The 20,493-nt window shown below is 26.8% G+C and carries 17 protein-coding genes, 2 tRNA genes and 1 pseudogene; 7 read left to right on the forward strand and 13 right to left on the reverse strand.

What is annotated here, in order from left to right:
* Positions 1–32: 32 nt before the first annotated feature.
* Both H0H53_RS02310 and H0H53_RS02315 read left to right on the forward strand, forming a co-directional pair.
* A tRNA-Gly gene (locus tag H0H53_RS02310) sits at positions 33–105 on the forward strand.
* Positions 106–129: 24 nt separating this feature from the next.
* Positions 130–214, forward strand: a tRNA-Leu gene (locus H0H53_RS02315).
* Positions 215–290: 76 nt separating this feature from the next.
* On the opposite strand, the gene guaB is transcribed toward H0H53_RS02315, so the two are convergent.
* On the reverse strand, positions 291–1,763 hold the full coding sequence (gene guaB / locus H0H53_RS02320; RefSeq protein ID WP_185870389.1) for an IMP dehydrogenase: 1,473 nt from the start codon (positions 1,761–1,763) through the stop codon (positions 291–293).
* A 251-nt stretch (positions 1,764–2,014) separates the two neighbouring features.
* Here guaB and H0H53_RS02325 point away from each other — a divergent pair, with 251 nt between their 5' ends.
* Positions 2,015–2,296: a hypothetical protein gene (locus H0H53_RS02325; protein ID WP_185870390.1), complete on the forward strand. Its 282-nt coding sequence runs from the start codon at positions 2,015–2,017 to the stop codon at positions 2,294–2,296.
* A gap of 69 nt (positions 2,297–2,365) precedes the next feature.
* Here the strand turns inward: H0H53_RS02325 and rplS are convergent, their stop codons facing one another.
* The 9 genes from rplS to H0H53_RS02370 form a co-directional block, all read right to left on the reverse strand.
* Positions 2,366–2,719, reverse strand: coding sequence for a 50S ribosomal protein L19 (gene rplS, locus H0H53_RS02330; protein ID WP_185870391.1), 354 nt, complete (start codon positions 2,717–2,719; stop codon positions 2,366–2,368).
* Between the two features lie 11 nt (positions 2,720–2,730).
* Positions 2,731–4,140, reverse strand: a complete 1,410-nt coding sequence (gene glmM, locus H0H53_RS02335) for a phosphoglucosamine mutase (protein WP_185870392.1) — start codon at positions 4,138–4,140, stop codon at positions 2,731–2,733.
* Between the two features lie 50 nt (positions 4,141–4,190).
* Positions 4,191–5,324: an ABC transporter permease gene (locus H0H53_RS02340; RefSeq protein ID WP_238784255.1), complete on the reverse strand. Its 1,134-nt coding sequence runs from the start codon at positions 5,322–5,324 to the stop codon at positions 4,191–4,193.
* 123 nt (positions 5,325–5,447) lie between these two features.
* Entirely contained in the window at positions 5,448–7,025 is a 1,578-nt protein-coding gene (gene dnaB, locus H0H53_RS02345) for a replicative DNA helicase (RefSeq protein ID WP_185870394.1), read from the reverse strand.
* 192 nt (positions 7,026–7,217) lie between these two features.
* Positions 7,218–8,174, reverse strand: coding sequence for an acetyl-CoA carboxylase carboxyltransferase subunit alpha (locus tag H0H53_RS02350; RefSeq protein WP_185870395.1), 957 nt, complete (start codon positions 8,172–8,174; stop codon positions 7,218–7,220).
* A gap of 36 nt (positions 8,175–8,210) precedes the next feature.
* Complete coding sequence (locus H0H53_RS02355) at positions 8,211–8,972, reverse strand: succinate dehydrogenase/fumarate reductase iron-sulfur subunit (protein ID WP_394798641.1); 762 nt, start codon at positions 8,970–8,972, stop codon at positions 8,211–8,213.
* A gap of 20 nt (positions 8,973–8,992) precedes the next feature.
* Positions 8,993–11,041, reverse strand: a complete 2,049-nt coding sequence (locus H0H53_RS02360) for a fumarate reductase/succinate dehydrogenase flavoprotein subunit (protein WP_185870396.1) — start codon at positions 11,039–11,041, stop codon at positions 8,993–8,995.
* Positions 11,042–11,065: 24 nt separating this feature from the next.
* Positions 11,066–11,797: a succinate dehydrogenase cytochrome b subunit gene (locus H0H53_RS02365; protein ID WP_238784256.1), complete on the reverse strand. Its 732-nt coding sequence runs from the start codon at positions 11,795–11,797 to the stop codon at positions 11,066–11,068.
* Complete coding sequence (locus H0H53_RS02370; RefSeq protein ID WP_185870397.1) at positions 11,797–12,966, reverse strand: cysteine desulfurase family protein; 1,170 nt, start codon at positions 12,964–12,966, stop codon at positions 11,797–11,799. Before H0H53_RS02370 ends, H0H53_RS02365 begins: the two co-directional genes overlap by 1 nt.
* Positions 12,967–13,175: 209 nt before the next feature.
* On the opposite strand from H0H53_RS02370, the gene rny reads away from it, so the two are divergent.
* From rny to lpdA, 3 genes are all read left to right on the forward strand, one after another.
* Positions 13,176–14,747, forward strand: a complete 1,572-nt coding sequence (rny, locus tag H0H53_RS02375) for a ribonuclease Y (protein WP_185870398.1) — start codon at positions 13,176–13,178, stop codon at positions 14,745–14,747.
* A 14-nt stretch (positions 14,748–14,761) separates the two neighbouring features.
* Complete coding sequence (locus H0H53_RS02380; protein WP_185870399.1) at positions 14,762–15,739, forward strand: deoxyhypusine synthase family protein; 978 nt, start codon at positions 14,762–14,764, stop codon at positions 15,737–15,739.
* A gap of 62 nt (positions 15,740–15,801) precedes the next feature.
* A complete protein-coding gene (gene lpdA, locus H0H53_RS02385) occupies positions 15,802–17,229 on the forward strand; it encodes a dihydrolipoyl dehydrogenase (RefSeq protein ID WP_238784257.1) in 1,428 nt (475 codons plus the stop codon).
* On the opposite strand, the pseudogene H0H53_RS03140 reads toward lpdA, so the two are convergent.
* From H0H53_RS03140 to H0H53_RS02400, 3 genes and pseudogenes are all read right to left on the reverse strand, one after another.
* Positions 17,180–17,873, reverse strand: a pseudogene (locus tag H0H53_RS03140) (uracil-DNA glycosylase). The gene lpdA and the pseudogene H0H53_RS03140 sit on opposite strands and share 50 nt — an antisense overlap.
* 55 nt (positions 17,874–17,928) lie before the next feature.
* Positions 17,929–19,029, reverse strand: coding sequence for a fatty acid desaturase family protein (locus tag H0H53_RS02395; RefSeq protein ID WP_238784258.1), 1,101 nt, complete (start codon positions 19,027–19,029; stop codon positions 17,929–17,931).
* The gene (locus H0H53_RS02400) at positions 19,019–19,360 is read right to left on the reverse strand and encodes a 4Fe-4S binding protein (protein WP_185870400.1); all 342 of its coding nucleotides are present in this window, start codon (positions 19,358–19,360) and stop codon (positions 19,019–19,021) included. Before H0H53_RS02400 ends, H0H53_RS02395 begins: the two co-directional genes overlap by 11 nt.
* A gap of 67 nt (positions 19,361–19,427) precedes the next feature.
* Here H0H53_RS02400 and H0H53_RS02405 point away from each other — a divergent pair, with 67 nt between their 5' ends.
* Complete coding sequence (locus H0H53_RS02405) at positions 19,428–20,486, forward strand: acyl-CoA reductase (protein WP_238784259.1); 1,059 nt, start codon at positions 19,428–19,430, stop codon at positions 20,484–20,486.
* Positions 20,487–20,493: the final 7 nt, after the last annotated feature.

Raw genomic sequence — 20,493 nt, forward strand, 5'->3', positions numbered from 1 at the left:
ACAATTTTTTCATTTTTTTCATAAAAAAAAACGCGAGAATAGCTCAATTGGAAGAGCACGATCTTGCCAAGATCGGGGTCGCGGGTTCAAATCCCGTTTCTCGCTTTTATTTCTTTTTTTTACAACACAATCCGGGTGGTGGAATTGGTAGACACACAGGACTTAAAATCCTGTGATCATTGTGATCGTACGGGTTCAAATCCCGTCCCGGGTACTCCATTTAATAATAACTTGACTTCCTTTTCCTTATTCTTTATTCTTTATTTTACTACTTAACCTTAACTACTTATTCATTCATTCCTATAATTGAAATAATTTGGAGATTCTTTTGTAATACTTACACTATGTGGGTGATTTTCTTTTAATCCAGAATTAGTAATTCTAACAAATTTTCCAGTATTCATTAATTCTGTAATGGTGGATACTCCACAATATCCCATTCCAGAACGTAATCCTCCACAAATTTGATAAAGAACATCTTTTATTTTTCCTTTGTAAGGAACTCTAGCTTCTATTCCTTCTGGAACAAATTTTCTATTAAATTGAAAATAACGATCCTTACTTCCTCTATTCATAGCGACTAAAGATCCCATTCCTACATATGTTTTAAATTTTCTTCCCTGAAAAATAATTTCTTCTCCTGGAGCTTCATCTGTTCCAGCAAACAAACTTCCAATCATAACAGAACTGGATCCAGCTGCGATCGCTTTAACTACATCTCCTGAATATCTGATTCCTCCATCAGAAATTACATTGACATTCCTTGTTTTTGCATATTCATATACATCATTTATGGCAGTAATTTGAGGCATTCCAACCCCAGCTATAACTCTCGTTGTACAAATAGAACCTGATCCAATTCCTACTTTTAAAATAGTGGATCCAGCGTCAATCAAATCTTTTGCGGCTTCCATAGTCACTATATTTCCAGCTAATAATGCTATCTTTGGAAAATATTTTCGAATTGACTTTATCATTTTCAATATACTAGCAGAATGACCATGAGCTGAATCTATGGCTATAATATCTACACCTACTTTCACTAAAGAATCTACTCTCTCTAAAGTATCTTTATCTATCCCTACAGACGCTCCCACTCGTAAACGACCTTTAGAATCTTTACATGCGTTAGGGTATTCTATTAAATTATCTATATCCCTAATTGTAATTAGACCTACCAGTTTTTTATTATCGTCTACAATAGGTAATTTTTCTATTCTTTCTTTCAAAAGAATTTTTTTTGCTTTTTCTAAAGTTATATTCCTTTTAGGAGAAGTAATTAATTTTTCTTTTGTCATCACATCTTCTACCAAAGAATCTAAATCCATACGGTATTTAATATCTCTACGAGTAATAATTCCAACTAAAGAATGATCTTTTTCAATTACAGGAAGTCCAGAAATGTGGTATTTTTTCATAAGAGACTGTGCATCTCTAAGTGTTGAATTTCTAGAAAGAGTAATAGGATCATCTATCATTCCGCTTTCACTTCTTTTGACTCTATAAACTTCTTCTGATTGATTTTTTATATTCATATTTTTGTGGATAATTCCTATTCCACCTTCTCTTGCTATAGAAATAGCAAGAGAAGATTCGGTCACTGTATCCATTGCCGCACTTAATATAGGAATATTAAGAGTAATATCAAATGTTAAAGAAGTTTTAAGAGATACTTCTGATGGATGAATAGAAGAATAAGATGGAACGAGTAAAACATCATCAAAAGTTAAAGCCTCTTTTAAAATTTTTTTATTTAAAGACATAATTTTTTAGTTTTTTTTCAAAATATATATAAATTGGGTTAGTCAAATTCTTCTATATCTAAAAAAATATGAATTGTAATATTCTTATTTCCAAAAGAAAAGAAAAGAAAGAATACAAAAATTTTTTTTAGAATTAATAGATAATTTTTCATTTTTGATGAAAAAAAAACAAAAAATGATATATTTTATCATTCCAAATTTTTATATAAATTTGCCCAGAATATGTTATAACTGAAATAATATTATTGATTATGATGAAAAAATTAAGAATTACTATTACCACGATATTGTTAGCTATATTTTTATTTACAAGTAGTTGTAATAACAAATCTAAAAATGATAATACTTCTACTCCAACAGAAGAGGAAAAAACAGCTAATAATAACAACAATAATGAGAATCAAACAAATTCTACAACAACAACTCCACCTTCTACTTCAGAGGAATCCTCAAAAAATAATGGTGAAGATGCAACATCCAATAACAATGATAAAGAAAAAATAACTCCTGAAGAAAACGAAAAAAATAAATAATCAAAACAAAAAAAAATAATCTCAAAAAAGAGGGAAATAGAATGTTTCTTTCTTTTTTGAGATTCATTTTCATTCTATATTCTTAACTCTTGCTTTCTTTCCTCTAAGAAATCTAAAATAATAAATTTTTGCCCTTCGTACTTTTCCTTTTTTATTCACCTCTATTTTTTGTATGTTGGGTTGATTCAAAATGAATATTCGTTCTATTCCTATTTCTCCACTCATTTTTCTAACCGTAAAAGTTTTTGTTAATCCTTTTCCTTGTTTTTTGATAACAACTCCCTTAAAAGATTGTATTCTTTTTTTTTCTCCTTCTTGAATTTCAAAAAAAATAGTTACAGTATCTCCAGAACTAAATAAAGGAAAATCATTTTTTTTAATGAATTTGTTTTCTATATATTTAACTAAATTATTTTTTGACATATATTTTGAAGTTAGTCGAAATTTTTTATTTCGGAGATAATTTGATTTGCTAAAAAATCCGCTCTTCTTTTTGATCGGCTTTCTGTATAAATTCGAATAATATTTTCAGTTTTAGATTTTCTTACATGAATCCATTCATCACTTATGAAATGAATTTTCATTCCATCATTTATATCTATCTCTTCCTTTTTATATTTTTTTTTTATTTTTTCTAATAATCTTTTGATTTTTTTATCAGAAGATAATTGAATCTTTTTTTTTGACATAAAATAATTAGGATATTTCTTTTTTAATTTAGTTAATGGTATTTTGGAAAGCGTGGCTACATGAGTTAGAAATAAGGCGATTCCTACTAATGCATCTCTACCGTAACGCAAATCTGGATAAATAACCCCTCCATTTCCTTCTCCTCCAATCACTGCATGAACTTCTTTCATTTTTTTTACAACATGAACTTCTCCCACAGAAGTGGGATAATAAGGAACTCCTTTATCAAAGGATAAATCTTTTAATGCATGAGAAGAAGATAAAGTAGAAACAATGGGCCCTAATTTTTTTTTTAATATATAATCTGAAATAGACACTAAAGTATATTCTTCTCCAAAAAAATTTCCATTTTCACAAATAAATACAACACGATCTACATCTGGATCTACGGATATTCCTAAATCAGCTTTTACTTCTGGTACTTTTTTACAGATTTCTTTCAAATTTTTTTCAACAGGTTCAGGGTTATGAATAAAATTTCCATGAGGATCACAATACATTTTTACTATTTCAACTCCTAAAGATTTTAAAAGAGTAGGAACAGCTATTCCTCCTGTAGAATTAATTCCATCTACTACAATTTTAAATTGAGCTTTTTTAATCATTTCTACATCTACCAATGGTAATGAAAGAATAGTATTTATATGTTTTTGAACATAATTTTCTATGTGAAAATGTTCTCCTAATCTATTTTTTTTTGTAGGAGTAACAAAATGGAAATGTTCTTCTTTATCTACTATATGTAATAATTTTTTGAAATCTTTTTCAGATAAAAATTCTCCTTGAGAATTGAATATCTTTAATCCATTCCAATTTTTTGGATTATGACTTGCAGTTAACATAACCCCACCATCTGCTTTTTCATTCATAACGGCAATTCCAACAGTTGGAGTTGTAGATAAACCAATATCAACGACATCCACTCCAAGACTTTGAAAAGTGATAATTAAAAATTGTTGAAAAATGAAAGAAGTAGTGCGACCATCCCTCCCTAATATTATTAAATACTTCTCTCTCCTTTTTTTTTTATATTTTCTTTTCATCCAGGAAACATACCCTGAAGAAATTTTTATTATTTCTATAGGAGAAAAACTTTCTCTCACTTTTCCTCCCAACGTTCCTCTTATTCCAGATGAAGATTTTACAAGTATCAAAAAAAATTCATTTTTTTATGATGCAAAAATACAAAATTAAACTTTGAGATTTACTCAAATTTTATAACTTTAATGAGGGTTATTTTATTCATAATAAAAAAAATAGTAAAAAACATAGTAGAAAGACATATGAAAATAATGGATAGATTAATAAGAACAATGTTATTTATATTAAAATAAATAGGAACAAAATCAATATAATATTGTATTTTATTTAATGATAAAAATCTAAATTTTTTTTGTAAAATGACAAAAGAAATTCCAATACTATTTCCTATTATCAATGAAGGAATTAAAATGTGCATTACGTAATATAAAAATATTTTATAAATAACTTTGTTTTCAGATCCTATAATTTTTAAAATTCCTATAGTTTTCGTTCTTTCTAAAATGAGAATTAAAAGAAATACGATCATATTAATAATAAGAGCTATCAAAACTACGAAAATAATAACAAGAATATTGACATTAAAAATATGAATCCATTCTAAAATATTAGAATAAAATTTATCATAAATAGTTTGAACCAGAAAATTTCTGGTAATTTTTTTGGAAATTTTATTTTTAATAAATTCCGTTTTTTTATGATCAATAGAAGATAAAAAAAATTCAACTCCTTCTACAAAATTTTCATTCCAATTGTTTATATTCTGTATATGTTTCATATCTCCAATAATATAAACATCATCAAATTCTGGAATTCCCGTATCATATAATCCACACACATAAAATTTTTTAGAAATAAAAAAAGGGATTCCTTTTTTGAAAAAAAGGAAATTGATTTGAATCAATGAACCAATGTTCAAGCCTAATGAAATGGAAACTTTTTGAGATAAAATAACTTCTTGACTAGAAAAAAGACTTTTTTTTATCCTTGAAAAAGATCCTTTAACTAAAAAATCTTGAAAAAAAACAGGATTATAATCTTTTTTAGATAATCCTTTGAATACAAATCTTTCTACATTTTTATTTTTTGCAATAATCATTACATTTTTTTCAGAAAAAGTATGAATATGACGAATAGAATTTTTATGAATAAAAAATTCAACAGGAACTTCTTTTCTAGAAAATGGAACCTCTTTTTTTGACGTGATAATAATTTGACCTTTAATATTCAATAACTTTTTTATTATAACTTCTTTAAATCCAAATCCTATAGAAAAAGTTAGAATAGTTATAATCACACTAATTACTATTGTAATTTGTGTGATTATAACTATTGTATAAAATATTTTACTTTGACTATAATTTTTCCAAATCGTTTTCTTTGAAAAAAACCATTCAAAATTCAAAAGATATTTTTTTTCTTAAAAAGAAAAATTATTCTCATCTGTTGTTGTTATGAGAGGATCCTTAAAATCAATATCTTCGTATGAAGATAGAGGAGAAGTAGGAGAAGAAGATTTTTTTTCTATAACATTTTTTTTGTAATCTTCTTCCCAATCTAAAGAAGATATTTTTTTTTCTTCAAAATCCATAAATTTAGATTGATGACTTATAAATTTTAAACGAAATTTATCCAATACTCCATTTCTATGTTTCGCTATTATGATTTCTGCTTGACCAATACAAGAATCATTTTCATCAGTATCCCAAGTATTGAATCCATAATATTCAGGTCTATAAATAAATAAAACAATATCTGCATCCTGCTCTATAGCTCCAGATTCACGTAAATCAGATAACAAAGGACGTTTACTCCCACCTCTTGTTTCTACTGCTCTAGATAATTGTGATAAAGCAATAATAGGAATATCCAGTTCCTTTGCTATAGATTTTAAATTTCTAGAAATGATTGATATTTCTTGTTCCCTATTTATCAATCTACTAGAATAATAACCATGATTGTTACTAATTCCCATTAATTGCATATAGTCTATCAAAATTAATTTGATTCCATGTTGAGAGATCAAACGACGACATTTTGCACGTAAACTAAATATAGATAAAGAGGGAGTATCATCTATAAAAAGAGGTGCTTCTTTTAATTTTTTAGTTTTAAAAAAAAGACATTTCCAATCTAAATCAGATAAATAAGATTTTTTCAGTTTTTCTGAAGAGATACCAGACTCCGATGAAATCAATCTTGTGATTAATTGAATAGATGACATTTCTAATGAAAAAATAACAACAGGAATATTTTGTTCTATTACAATATTTCTAACCATAGACAACATAAAAGTTGTTTTTCCCATACCAGGTCTAGAAGCAAGTATAATTAAATCTGAATTCTGCCATCCAGAAGTAATTTGATCCATTTTATAAAAACCAGAAGAAATTCCACTTAATCCATTTTTATTTTTTCCTATTTTTTTTATTCTTTCAATAGCTTTCATGATGAGAGATTGTGTATTCTCATACTTTTTTGATCTTAAATATTTTTGATTAATTTCAAAAAGTTTAGATTCCGCTTTATCTAAAAGTTCAAAAACATCTGTCCTCTCATCATAACAGTTTTCTATAAGATCAGAAGATATGCTTATCAATTTTCTCATCATAAATTTTTGTTGGACTATACGACTATGATATTCTATATGTGCAGAAGAAATAACTTTCTGTGTTAATTCTATTAAATACAACTCTCCTCCTATAATATCTAGTTTTCCATCTTGACGTAATTGGTTGGAAACAGTATAAATATCTACAGGCTTAGAATTAAGATATAACTTTTGAATAGCACGAAATATATCTTGATGTTCCTTTTTATAAAAAACTTCAGGAAAAAGAATATCAATAATTTCATCTAATCCTTTTTTATCAATCAGAATAGCACCTATTATCGCATATTCTAAATCCAATGCTTGAGGAGGTATTTTTCCATTTTTTATGAAATCAGAACAAAATTTTTTTTCTTCCTCTTGGATTAGATGATTCATTTTTATCATGATAAAAAATATTACACAACTTTTTTTTACTACTATTCTGTATACGTCCGTGTTGTGTTAGTAATAACATATTACTCCCTACTCCACTGCACGTTTTCCTTTATAAAACACAAAAAATTATAAATTATACAATAATAAACAAATTAAATTTTTTGATAATGATTTTATATATTTCTTATATAAGAATCATTTTTAATCATAAAAAAAACCTATAGAAATATACTTATTTTTCCTATTTCTGATTAAAACTTCTGTATCAAAAAATGATAATTGTTTATAATATTTCATGATTTGTTTTTTAACGACTTTATATGCTAATTCAGGACGAAAATGAGCACCTCCTAAAGGTTCTTTAATAATATCATCTATAAGATTTAATTTATGCATATCTTCTGCCGTTAATTTTAATGTTTCTGCTGATTTTTCTTTTTTTTCCCAATTTCCCCAAAGTATTGCAGAACAACTTTCAGGAGAAATCACAGAATACCAAGAATTTTCCATCATAGAAACCTTATCTCCTATTCCAATACCTAATGCCCCCCCACTTGCTCCTTCTCCTATAATTATAACAATTATAGGAACTTTCAAACACATCATTTCATAAATGTTTTTTCCAATAGCTTCTCCTTGACCTCTTTCTTCTGCTTCAATTCCAGGAAAAGCACCTGGCGTATCTATAAAGGTTACAATCGGTTTACGAAATTTTTCCGCTAGTTTCATAAGACGTAATGCTTTTCTATATCCTTCTGGATTAGGCATTCCAAATCTTCTATATTGCCTATCCTTCGTGTTTTTCCCTTTTTGAGTTCCTACAAACATAAAAGTTTTCTCTTCTATTTTTCCAAAACCTCCGATCATCGCTTTATCATCTCCAATATAACGATCTCCATGTAATTCAATAAAAGAATCTTTCTTTGTAATAGAAATAATGTAATCTAAAGTATAAGGTCTATTTGGATGTCTAGATAATTGAACTCTTTGCCAAGGAGTTAATTGACTATGTAATTTTTTAATAGTTTGTTCCAATTTATCCTGTAATTGACTACAAACTTCTTTCATATTTACACCACTTTTCTTTTCTATAAGAATGCAATTAATATATTGATCATAAATTTCTTTTATAGGTTTTTCAAAATCTAAATATTCCATGATTATGAATATTAAAAAAAATATTTTTTATTTATTTTATGTAAATGATAAAATATATTCTTTATTTAGAAAAGAAATGTATTCTGTAGAAATTCCTTTTGGACACTCAATTTCACAAGCTTGAGTATTGGTACAACTCCCAAATCCTTCCTCATCCATTTTTTTTACCATATTTAATACACGGTTTTTTCTTTCTATTTTTCCTTGTGGAAGAAAAGCAAACTGTGTTACTTTTGCTGAAACAAATAACATAGCGGACCTATTTTTACATGCAGCAACACACGCTCCACATCCAATACATGTAGCCGCATCGAAAGCTTTATCTGCATCTTCTTTGGGAATAGGAATCATGTTTCCATCTATTGTTTTTCCAAATGTATTCACAGAAATAAATCCTCCTGATATAATAATTCTATCTAAAGATGATCTATCGACAATAAGATCTTTAATGATAGGAAAAGGCTTTGCTCTCCAAGGTTCAATATATATAGTTTCTCCATTATGAAAATGACGCATGTGTAATTGACAAGTTGTCACTAAATCATCTGGACCATGAGCTCTTCCATTTATGTATAAAGAACACATTCCACAGATTCCTTCACGACAATCGTGATCGAATGATATAGGAGATTCTTTTTTCTCATATAATATTTGATGATTTAAAAGATCTAACATCTCTAGAAAAGAACTATTAGGAGAAAGATTATAAATTTTATAAGTTTTAAACTTACCCTTTTCTTTATTATTTTTTTGCCTCCATATTTTTAATGTAAAATTGAGTAATCCTTTCTTCATCATATTATTTATTTATGTCTTCTTTATTTATAAGAACGAGATTGCAATTTTACAAAATTAAAAGATAAGTTTTCTTTATGCATAATTTCTTCACTAAGAAGTTTTTCTTTTTGATATTCCCATATAGAAACATATTTATAATGAATATCGTCTCGTAAAGCTTCCCCTTCTTTTGTTTGATATTCCTCTCTAAAATGACTTCCACAAGATTCTTTTCTATTTAAAGCATCCATTGCTACTAACTCTCCTAATTCTAAAAAATCTGCAACCCGTCCAGCTTTTTCTAATTCTAAATTTAATCCATCATTTATATTTCCAGGAACAAAAATATTTTTCCAAAATTCCTCACGGAGTTCTTGTATTTTTTTTATGGATTTTAATAATCCCGTATGATTTCTACTCATTCCAACATATTTCCACATGATTTTTCCAAGTTCTTTATGAAAAAAATCAACAGAAAGATCTCCATTATTATGAAGTAATCGTTTTATTCTATCTTTTACATTTTTTTCTGATTTATCAAATTCCTTATGTTCTGTAGATATGTTTTTTGTGGTATTAGAATTAGAAACATGTATTATATGAGATAAATAATCAGCTATAGTATATGGCAAAATAAAATACCCATCTGCTAATCCTTGCATTAATGCAGATGCTCCAAGACGATTAGCTCCATGATCTGAAAAATTTGCTTCTCCTATAATATAACATCCTGTTATAGAAGACATTAAATTATAATCTACCCATATCCCCCCCATAGTATAATGAACAGCAGGATAAATTCTCATGGGATTTTTATAAGGGTTTTGATTTGTTATTTTTTCATACATATGAAATAAATTTCCATATTTAGATTCTAAAACACTTTCTCCTAACTTTTTAATCTCTATGGAAGATGGGGTTTTGATTCCAAGTTCATTTGCTTTTTCTATTCCATATTGTTCTATAGAATAAGAAAAATCTAAAAATACACCTTCTTTCGTTTCATTATTCTCTATTCCCAACCCTTTATCACAACGTTCTTTAGCAGCACGTGATGCAACATCTCTTGGAACAAGATTTCCAAATGATGGATAACGTCTCTCAAGATAATAATCTCTGTCTTCTTCAAGAATTTCTTCAGGAGATTTATTCCCATTTCTTATAGAAATGGAATCTTCTACTTTTTTTGGAACCCATATACGGCCATCATTCCTCAATGATTCAGACATTAATGTTAATTTAGATTGATAATTTCCATGAACTGGAATACAAGTTGGATGTATTTGAGTATAACAAGGATTTGCAAAAAATCCCCCTTTTTTATGAACTTTCCAGATAGCACTAGCATTAGCTCCCATCGCATTAGTAGATAAAAAAAACACATTTCCATAACCTCCAGATGCAATAACAATAGCATGAGCTGCATGACGTTCAATTTCTCCAGAAATTAGATTTCTAGCAATAATACCTCTAGCAACTCCTTCTATAACAACTAAATCAAGCATTTCATGACGATTATACATTTTTATTCTTCCTTTTCCAATTTGTCTAGACATAGCTGAATAACATCCCAATAAAAGTTGTTGTCCAGTTTGTCCTTTGGCATAAAAAGTTCTAGAAACTTTAGTCCCTCCAAAAGACCTATTTTCAAGATAACCAGCATAATCACGAGCGAATGGAACTCCTTGAGCAACACATTGATCTATAATATTAGAAGATATTTCTGCCAAACGATAAACATTTGCTTCTCTAGATCTATAATCTCCACCTTTAATAGTGTCATAAAAAAGTTGAAAAACAGAATCATTATCTCCTTTGTAATTTTTAGAAGCATTAATTCCTCCTTGAGCAGCAACAGAGTGAGCTCTTCTAGGAGAATCTTGATAACAAAAAACTTTAACTTTATATCCTAGTTCAGCTAAAGAAGAAGAAGCAGATCCACCGGAAAGTCCGGTTCCAATCACTATAATCTCTATATTAGATCTATTCTTAGGAGAGACTAATTTTAAAGTAGATTTATGATTGGTCCATTTTTTAGTGAGTTCTCCACTCGGTATTTTTGAGTTTAATTTCAAATAGTTTTGAATCAAATTAAAAAATATTATAAATAACGACTACCATTGAATGAAAAAAAACCAAATAGCTATGATAGAGAATCCAGAACAAATGAGCCAAAAATAAAAACAACCTAATTTTTGTATCCAATACAATCTTTTCTTATTAGTAGATAAACCTAATGACTGAAAAGATGATTGAAATCCATGACTCAAATGAATTCCTAAAATAAAAAACGAAAAAACATATACAAATGTATATATAGGGTTTTTAAATAATGTAACAACCACATTATAATCCGAATTATGATTCGAATATTTCATAGGAATCATAAAATTCATCAAGTGTAAAACTAAAAAACATAAAATTAAAAATCCTGTATAAATCATAGTACGGCTACCAAATGAAGAAATAGATTTTTGTACAGCATAATCTTCTTCCCCTTTCAATTTTCTATTTTTGATATGTAATCTTATTCCAAAAAGAATATGAACAATGAATCCTAATGCAAGAACATATTCTAATATTCTAATGATGGCATTTCTTCTCATAAAAGAAACGGCTTCATTGAAGGCTTCTTCTCCGTAAAAAAGAAAAAGATTCACACTCAAATGTAACGATAAAAAAGACATAAGAAAGATTCCCGTAATAGCCATAATTACTTTTTTACCTACAGAAGATTGAATCAAATGATATTGATTCATTCTAGTAGAAGAAGAAATAGAATTTCTATCTTCGTAAAGATATTTAAAAAAATATTTTAATTTTAATAAAAAATTTCTTTGTATCATTAACTTTCTATTTTCTTTTTTAAAGCTTTTATGAAAAAATCAATATCTTTTTTTTCATTGAAAATTCCAAAAGAAATTCTTACAGGCATCATTGTTTCTAACAAATGTTTATCCTTGGTGATTGATTGAATCACGTGAGATATTTTTTTTTCAAAATTATTTGATTTACATGAACTCCCATTAGAAATAGATACTCCCATTAAATCTAAATGAAAATACAATAAATTATCCTTTTTTGGATAAAAAATATTTAATATAGTAGGAATACTCTTCTCAAGAGAATCTGATAACCCATTAAAAATAACATTTGGAATTATTTTTTGTAATTCTGAAATACAATAAGATTTTAAATATTTCATTTTTTCTAAATGATTCGTTAGATTACAATAAGACAAATGCAATGCTTTTGATAATCCAACAATTCCATAAACATTTTCTGTTCCTGAACGTATTCCATATTCTTGATTTCCCCCTGTAATTAATGGTTTTATTCTTTTTATGATTTTTTCTCTAATATACACAAAACCGATTCCTTTTGGCCCATAAAATTTATGGGCACTTGCCGTTGCAAAATCAAAAGAAAACTGTTTCATATTAATTGAAATATTTCCTATGATTTGAATAAGATCCGAATGAAAATAAGCATTATACTTTTTACAGAGAGAAACAACTTTATCTATTTCTAATAAATTTCCTATTTCGTTATTAGCATACATTAAACTAACAAGCATTTTTTTAGATTTATAGGAATTTTTTTTTAATATTTTTTCTAAATGATTCAAATCAATCACTCCTTTATCTTGAATACGAACAAATTCTACAAGTATTTGGTGATTCCAAGATAAATTCATAACTGTTTGTAATACAGAGTCGTGTTCCAATGGAGAGGTCAAAATAGATTTGACTTTTAAATCTATTATAGAAGATCTCAAAACAAGGTTATTGGCTTCAGTTCCACCTGAAGTAAAAATGATTTCATGTGGTTCAGCATTAATTTCTTTTGCTATACGAATTCTAGATTCTTCTATGATTGATCGAGTTTTTCTTCCATAACTGTGTTGTGTCGAAGATGGATTTCCAAATGAATCTTTTAATGTTTTTAACATAACTTTTATAACTTCACTTCTTACAGGAGTTGTAGCTGCATTATCTAAATATACTTTTTTCATTAAAAAATTATTATAATTTATTCAAATTCTGATTATTAAAAAACAAATCTATAAAAGACCTCTTCGTTAATTTTGTATATTTATCATTGTTATTTTTATGAATTCAATTCAAGTTTTTATTATAAATTTTTATAGTTTTTACTTATTGTTTTTTTGTTTTAAAAATGTTATTAAAATGTCTATTTTATTTTTATTTAAATTGAGTAAATATGAAAATAAATGTTGGATTTTCGGTCCTAATGGGGTTTATGATTGGAATTATTACATGTTATTTTTTTGGAAAGAAAACTATATTGAAAAAATATATTCAATTATTAGAAAAAGCAAATATTCAAGCAAAAAAAATGATGAAAAATGCTGAAAAAGAAGGAGAATCTATAAAGAAAAAGAAAATGCTTCAAGCAAAAGAAAAATTTATAGAACTTAAATCAAAACATGAAAAAGATGTTCATTTTAGAGAAAAAAAAATAATTGATATAGAAAAAAAAACAAAAGAAAAAGAAAGTAGATTATCAAAAGAAATAGAAATTTTTTTTAAAAAAAATAATCGTTTAGAAGCACAAATACATGATTATGAAAAAAAATTCAAAATTCTTAAAAAAAAACAAGAAGAGTTTAACGATATGCATATCAAACAAATAGAATTACTTGAAAAAATATCCAATTATTCTTCTGAAGAAGCCAAAAATGATTTAATTGAAATTTTTAAAGAAGAAGCAAAAGGAAAAGCACAATCACATATACAAAATATTAGAGAAGAATCTCAATTAACTGCAAAAATGGAAGCAAGAAAAATTGTCATACAAGCTATTCAAAGAATAGGAACAGAACAAGCAGTTGAAAATGCAGTATCTGTTTTCAATATAGAATCAGATGATGTAAAAGGTCGTATAATTGGAAGAGAGGGAAGAAATATAAGAGCTTTAGAAAAAGCAACGGGAGTAGAAATCATTGTAGATGATACCCCGGAAGCAATTCTTTTATCTTGTTTTAATCCTATACGAAGAGAAGTTGCAAGATTATCTCTTCATAAATTAGTTATAGATGGCCGTATACATCCGGCAAGGATTGAAGAAATTGTAGAAAAAACAGAAAAACAAATTGAAGAAGAAATAGTAGAAATAGGAAAAAAAAATATAATAGATTTAGAAATTCATGGAATTCATCCCGAATTAATTAAAATGATAGGAAGAATGAAATATCGTTCCTCTTATGGACAAAATCTTTTACAACATTCTCGTGAAGTAGCTCATTTATCAGGAATATTAGCTTCAGAACTTGGTTTAAATACTAAACTAGCTAAACGTGCAGGATTATTACATGATATTGGAAAAATTCCTGAAACAGAATCAGAGCTTCCACATGCTATTTTAGGAATGCAATGGGCAGAAAAATATGGAGAAAATATGGAAGTGTGTAACGCAATAGGAGCACATCATGATGAAATAGAAATGAAAGTTTTAATTTCTCCTATTGTACAAGTATCAGATTCTATTAGCGGAGCACGTCCAGGAGTAAGAAGAAATTCTTTTGAATCTTATTCAAAAAGGTTAAAAAATTTAGAAGATATAGCTTTTAGTTTTGACGGAGTCAATAAAGCATTTGCTATACAAGCAGGAAGAGAACTACGTGTTTTAGTAGAAAGTAAAAAAATAGATGATAAAAAGGCTTTTCAATTATCTTGTGATATAACAGAAAAAATAAAAAACGAAATGACTTATCCTGGTCAAATCAAAGTAACAGTGATCAGAGAAACTAGAGCTGTACAAATAGCCAGATAATAATAATAAATTTTATGAAAGATTCTACTCCTATTACTTCATTTATTGATAAATATTTTCTTCATTTTAATGCTCTAACTTTATTAGAAGCAGCTAAAGAATACAAAAATCATATCAAAAACAATGGAAAAATGATGATTACTTTAGCTGGAGCTATGAGTACAGCAGAATTAGGGAAAATATTAGCGGAAATGATTCGAAAAAATCAAGTCCATATAATTTCTTGTACTGGAGCTAATTTAGAAGAAGATATAACAAATTTAATAGCTCATTCCCATTATAAAAAAATTCCCAATTATAGAGACTTAACTCCTGATGAAGAAAAAAATTTTTTAAAAGAAGGATTCAACCGTGTGACAGATACATGTATTCCGGAAGAACAAGCTTTTAAACTTTTACAAAAACATATTTTCCATGTATGGAAAAAAGCTCAAGAAAAATCTGAACGGTATTTTCCTCATGAGTATATTTATCAATTATTATTAGAAAACATTTTAGAACCATATTACAATATATCTTCAAAAGATAGTTGGGTGTTAGCTGCAGCAAATAAAAATTTACCTATGGTTGTTCCAGGTTGGGAAGATAGTACAATAGGAAATATTTTTGCTTCATGTTGTATGAAAAAATTCTTTCACCCATTTCTTGTTAAAAATGGCATTGAATACATGATTTATTTGGCAAAATGGTATCAAAAAGAATCCACTCATAGAAAAATAGGATTTTTTCAGATAGGTGGAGGAATTTCAGGAGATTTTCCTATTTGTGTTGTTCCCATGCTTTCGCAAGATATAGGATTACATTCTACTCCTTTTTGGTCTTATTTTTGTCAAATTTCAGATTCTACTACGAGTTATGGATCTTATTCAGGAGCTATTCCTAATGAAAAAATTACTTGGGGAAAATTAGAGAAAGATACTCCAAAATTTATTATAGAATCAGATGCTACAATTGTAGCTCCATTAATTTTTGCATATGTATTAAATATGTAATTTAATTATGTAGTAACTTTATTCTCTTTTTAACATTCAACAAAAAACAAAGAATCATTATAATGATGCATAATAATAATTTATATGATATTGTTGTTATAGGATCTGGACCTGGAGGTTATATATCTGCCATTCGCGCAAGCCAACTTGGATTTCACACTGCTATTATAGAAAAATACCAAGAATTAGGAGGGACATGTTTAAATGTAGGCTGCATTCCTTCTAAATCTCTTTTATATTCTTCTAAATATTATTTCTTAGCAAAGAAAAACTATTATTATGAACATGGAATTTTTTTTCATAAACTTTCTTTAGATTTCCAAAAAATGATGAATAGAAAAAATGAAATAGTAAAAAAAACAAGTGATGGAATAAAATATTTAATGAAAAAAAACAACATTGATTTATATCAAGGAACAGCTTCTTTTAAAAAGAATAATGTTATTTCTGTAGAAAATAAGAATAAAAAATCTTTCAAAAAAATACAATTTCAATATTGTATAATCGCTACAGGATCTAAACCTTTAAGTCTTCCTCTTCCATTTTCATTTAATAAAAGAATTATTTCTTCTACAGAAGCTCTTCTTATAAATGAAATACCAAACCAATTAATAATAATTGGGGGAGGATTTATTGGATTGGAATTAGGATCTATTTACAGTAGATTAGGGAGTCATGTTACTATTATAGATTCTATGGACAGAATTATATCAAATATGGACCATTCCTTAAGTATGGAAATTGAAAAAATATTGGAAAAATCTTCGATTCAAATAAAAACTTCTTCATTCATCACTAATATCGTTTCAAAAAACGATAAAGTATCAGTTTATGTTCAAGATAAAAATAATGGGAAAAATAGGACATATATAGGAGATTATTGTCTTATTGCCATTGGAAGAAATCCTTATACAAAAGGTCTAGAATTAGAAAATATAGGGATAAAAAAAGATAAAAATGGATTCATCATAGTTAATGATTCTTTACAAAGTTCTGTAAAAAATATTTATGCTATAGGGGATGTTATAGGGGGAAAAATGTTAGCACACAAAGCAGAAGAAGAGGGATTATATGTAGTTGAACATATAGCAGGACAAAAACCTAATAAAATAAACTACAACCTCATCCCATCAGTAGTATATACTTATCCTGAAATTTCTAGTGTTGGAAATACAGAAAATGAAATTCAAAAAAAAGGAATAGAATATAACACAGGTTATTTTCCTATGAAAATCTTAGGAATATCTCGTGCAAGTGGAAATACTGAAGGTTTTGTAAAAATTATTTCTCATAAAAAAACAGATGAAATTCTAGGAGTTCATATGATAGGAGATCATGTTTCTGATATGATTATGGAAGCGACTGTTGCAATGGAATTCCGAGCTTCTTCAGAAGATATATATAGAATTTGTCATCCACATCCTACTTTCAGTGAAGCTTTCAAAGAAGCTGCATTATTAAGTTTTGAAAATCATTCTTTACATTTTTAATCTTTTCTCTCTCTATGACTATGAGTTCACCAAAGAATAGTTTTTTTCCTATTTCATATAGAAATTGATTGGTTTTTAAAAAATGTTTGGATCCAAAAAATCCAAGATTTGCAGAAAATGGAGATGGATGTGAAGTTTTTAAAATATAATGTTTGTTAAACGAATTAATGATAGATGCTTTTTTTTTAGCATATTTTCCCCATAATAGAAAAACAATCTTCTTTTTTTTATTAGAAATTGTTCGTACAATTTGATCCGTAAAAATCTCCCATCCCTTATTATTTATCTCTGTGATATCCAGGAAATCCTTCTCTGACTGTTAAAATAAAATTAAGTAGTAAAAACACCTTGTTTAGCCCAACCAATCAAAGATCCACTACTGTTATTTTTTGAAAATGACTTCTTTCTTTGTAAAGAATTATTTACTTCTATAAAAATATTTCTTAATGAAGGAGGAAAAGAAACTCCATTAGGAACAGAAAAGGAAAGTCCATCAGCTTGATTTTTTTTGTAATAAGGATCTTGTCCTAAAAGAACGACTTTTACTTTTTGAAAAGAACAATAATTTAAAGATAAAAAAATGTTGTGTTTTTTTCTGGAAAACAAATATATCTTTGATATTCTATATCAATAAAATCTTTCAATTTTTGAAAATAAGGTTTATTCCATTCATTTTTTTAATAAAAAATCCAATCAGAATTAATTTTTTTTATCATATCTATTCTTATTTTTATCCCATTTTTTTTCATTTTCATTAAAACTTATCATCTTTTTATTCTCTTCGTCCCAAAGTTTATAACGAATACATTTCAAACTTCCTGAAAAATTCATTTTAGTCACATACTTATCAAAAATAGGATTTTGTCTATGACAATCTTGTAAATAATAGAATGGAATATGGGGAGCTAAATGATGGATATGATGATAACCTATATTTCCTGTAAACCAATGAACTATTTTAGGCAATTTGTAAAAAGAACTTCCTTTAATAGCAGCTATACAATAATCCCAATTGACTTTCCATTCTTTATAATTAGGATTATGTTGATGTTGAACATAAAAAACCCATACGGCTACAATAGAAAAGAAAACAACAATTGGTAATTGTATAAATAATAATTTTAAAAATCCTATAAAAAATCCTATAAATGCATAAAAAAATAAAAGACAAAGATTGCTTATCCAAAGATCAAATTTTTCTTTTTCCCACCCTTTAATATGGATTAATGGCAATCTATTATGTATCAATATATAATAAATAGGACCTAAAAAAAACATGATAACAAACGAACGATACATTCTATATTTGATTTTTTTCCAAAAACTTAGTTGATGATATTCACGAACCGTTAAAATTCTAATATCTCCTATATCTCTAAAATCCAATTGGGAATTATGTGCATGATGATAATTATGTGATTTTGCCCAATACTTAAATGGAATCAATGTAAAAAGACTACAAATAAAACCTAATACATTATTAAAAGACTTTGAAGTAGTAAAAGATTGATGTCCGCAATCGTGCTGAATAATAAATATTCTAATTAAAAAAAATGAATTGAATATAGATGATAAAATTGTTAAAGATTTTGAATAATTAAAAATGTAAAATTTTATTATAATCCAAATAATAAAAAATGGAATAAAAGTGTTCATTATTTGAATAAAAGCCTTATAATTATTTGGAGAATAATATTTTACTATTTTTTTCCAATTTTTAAAAGTTTGTTTTATTTCCAAATGTTGAGTCTTTATGGTCTTTTTATGATGATCATTTCCATACATAATTTTACTCACCATGCAAAAAATTTTTTTTTTTAAAAAGATCTTCTTTAGATTCCAAATGATTTTTATCTAATATGCAACAATTCACTGGACATATCATTGCACATTGAGGTTCTTCATAAAAACCAACACATTCTGTACATTTCTCTGAAACTACAAAATAAATTTCCTGTTTTCTGGGATCCTTAGGAATAGTAGGATCTATTTTTAATTCTTCTTTTCTTTTTTTTAAAGAAGTTCCGTCTGACATACTCCACATTTTTCCCCCTTCATAAATAGCTTGATTAGGACATTCTGATTCACATGCTCCACAATTAATACATTCTTCTGTGATTTTTATGGACATTGAAAATAAATTAATTTAATATTGGTAATTTAAATAATATATAATTAATAAAAATAAATAATAAAAAATGATGAAAAAAACCATGGTAGAAGTTTTTGATAAATTAGGTTGTTTTCTAAGAGAATTTAAAAAATTTTATGAAGAAAAAAAGGTCTATAGCTCTTTTGAAAAGTTTTTTTTTCCTTTTCAAAAGATTATTAGAAAAATTTCTATTTCTAACAGTTGGTTTAGAATAGAAGATTTATTAATTACTATTAATCATTGGGGGGATATTCTTAGAAAAAAGAATATAGAATCTTGGATAAGCAAATACTCTTTTGAGTCTAATAAAAAAAAAATAGTTTTGGTTATAATGCCAGGAAATATCCCTGGAGTAGGATTTCATGATTTTTTATGTGTCCTTTTATCAGGACACCGTATTCTAATAAAATTATCTTCGGAAGATAATTTATTACTTCCTTTTTTATGTAAAATCATTACTGATATAAACCCTTTATTAAAAAAAAAAATAAAATTTACTAAAAATATTTTTAAAGAAAAATTTAATAATGTAATAGCTACTGGAAGTTCTAATACAGCTCGTTATTTTGAATACTATTTTAGAAAATATCCTATGATTCTTAGAAAAAGACGAACCTCCATAGCTGTAATACAAGGAAATGAAAATGAAAATGATTTAATTTCTTTAAATAAAGACATATTAACTTATTCCGGAAGAGGATGCAGAAGTGTAGGAAAAATATTCATTCCTTATAATTATGATCTTCGTTTAATTTTAGATAAATCTTTTCTATTTAAATATATCACAAAAAATAAAAAGTACATTGACAATTACAATTATTATTTTTCTATTTATACCATGAATAAAATTCCTATTATAAGAAATAATTTTCTTCTTCTCAAAGAAGAGAAGAATTATCACAGTCCAATATCTGTAGTTTATTACGAATTTTACAAAAATTTAAATCATTTAAAAAATTCTATTCAAAAAAATAAAGAACATTTACAATGTATAGTTGCAAAAAATATTTTTTCAAAAAATGAAGTTCCTTTTGGAAAAGCGCAATTTCCTAAACTAGAAGATTATGCAGATAATATTGATACTTTTAGATTTTTAATTGGATAAAAAATCC

It is taken from the genome of Blattabacterium cuenoti, from assembly GCF_014251955.1.
Lineage (GTDB): Bacteria > Bacteroidota > Bacteroidia > Flavobacteriales > Blattabacteriaceae > Blattabacterium > Blattabacterium cuenoti_L.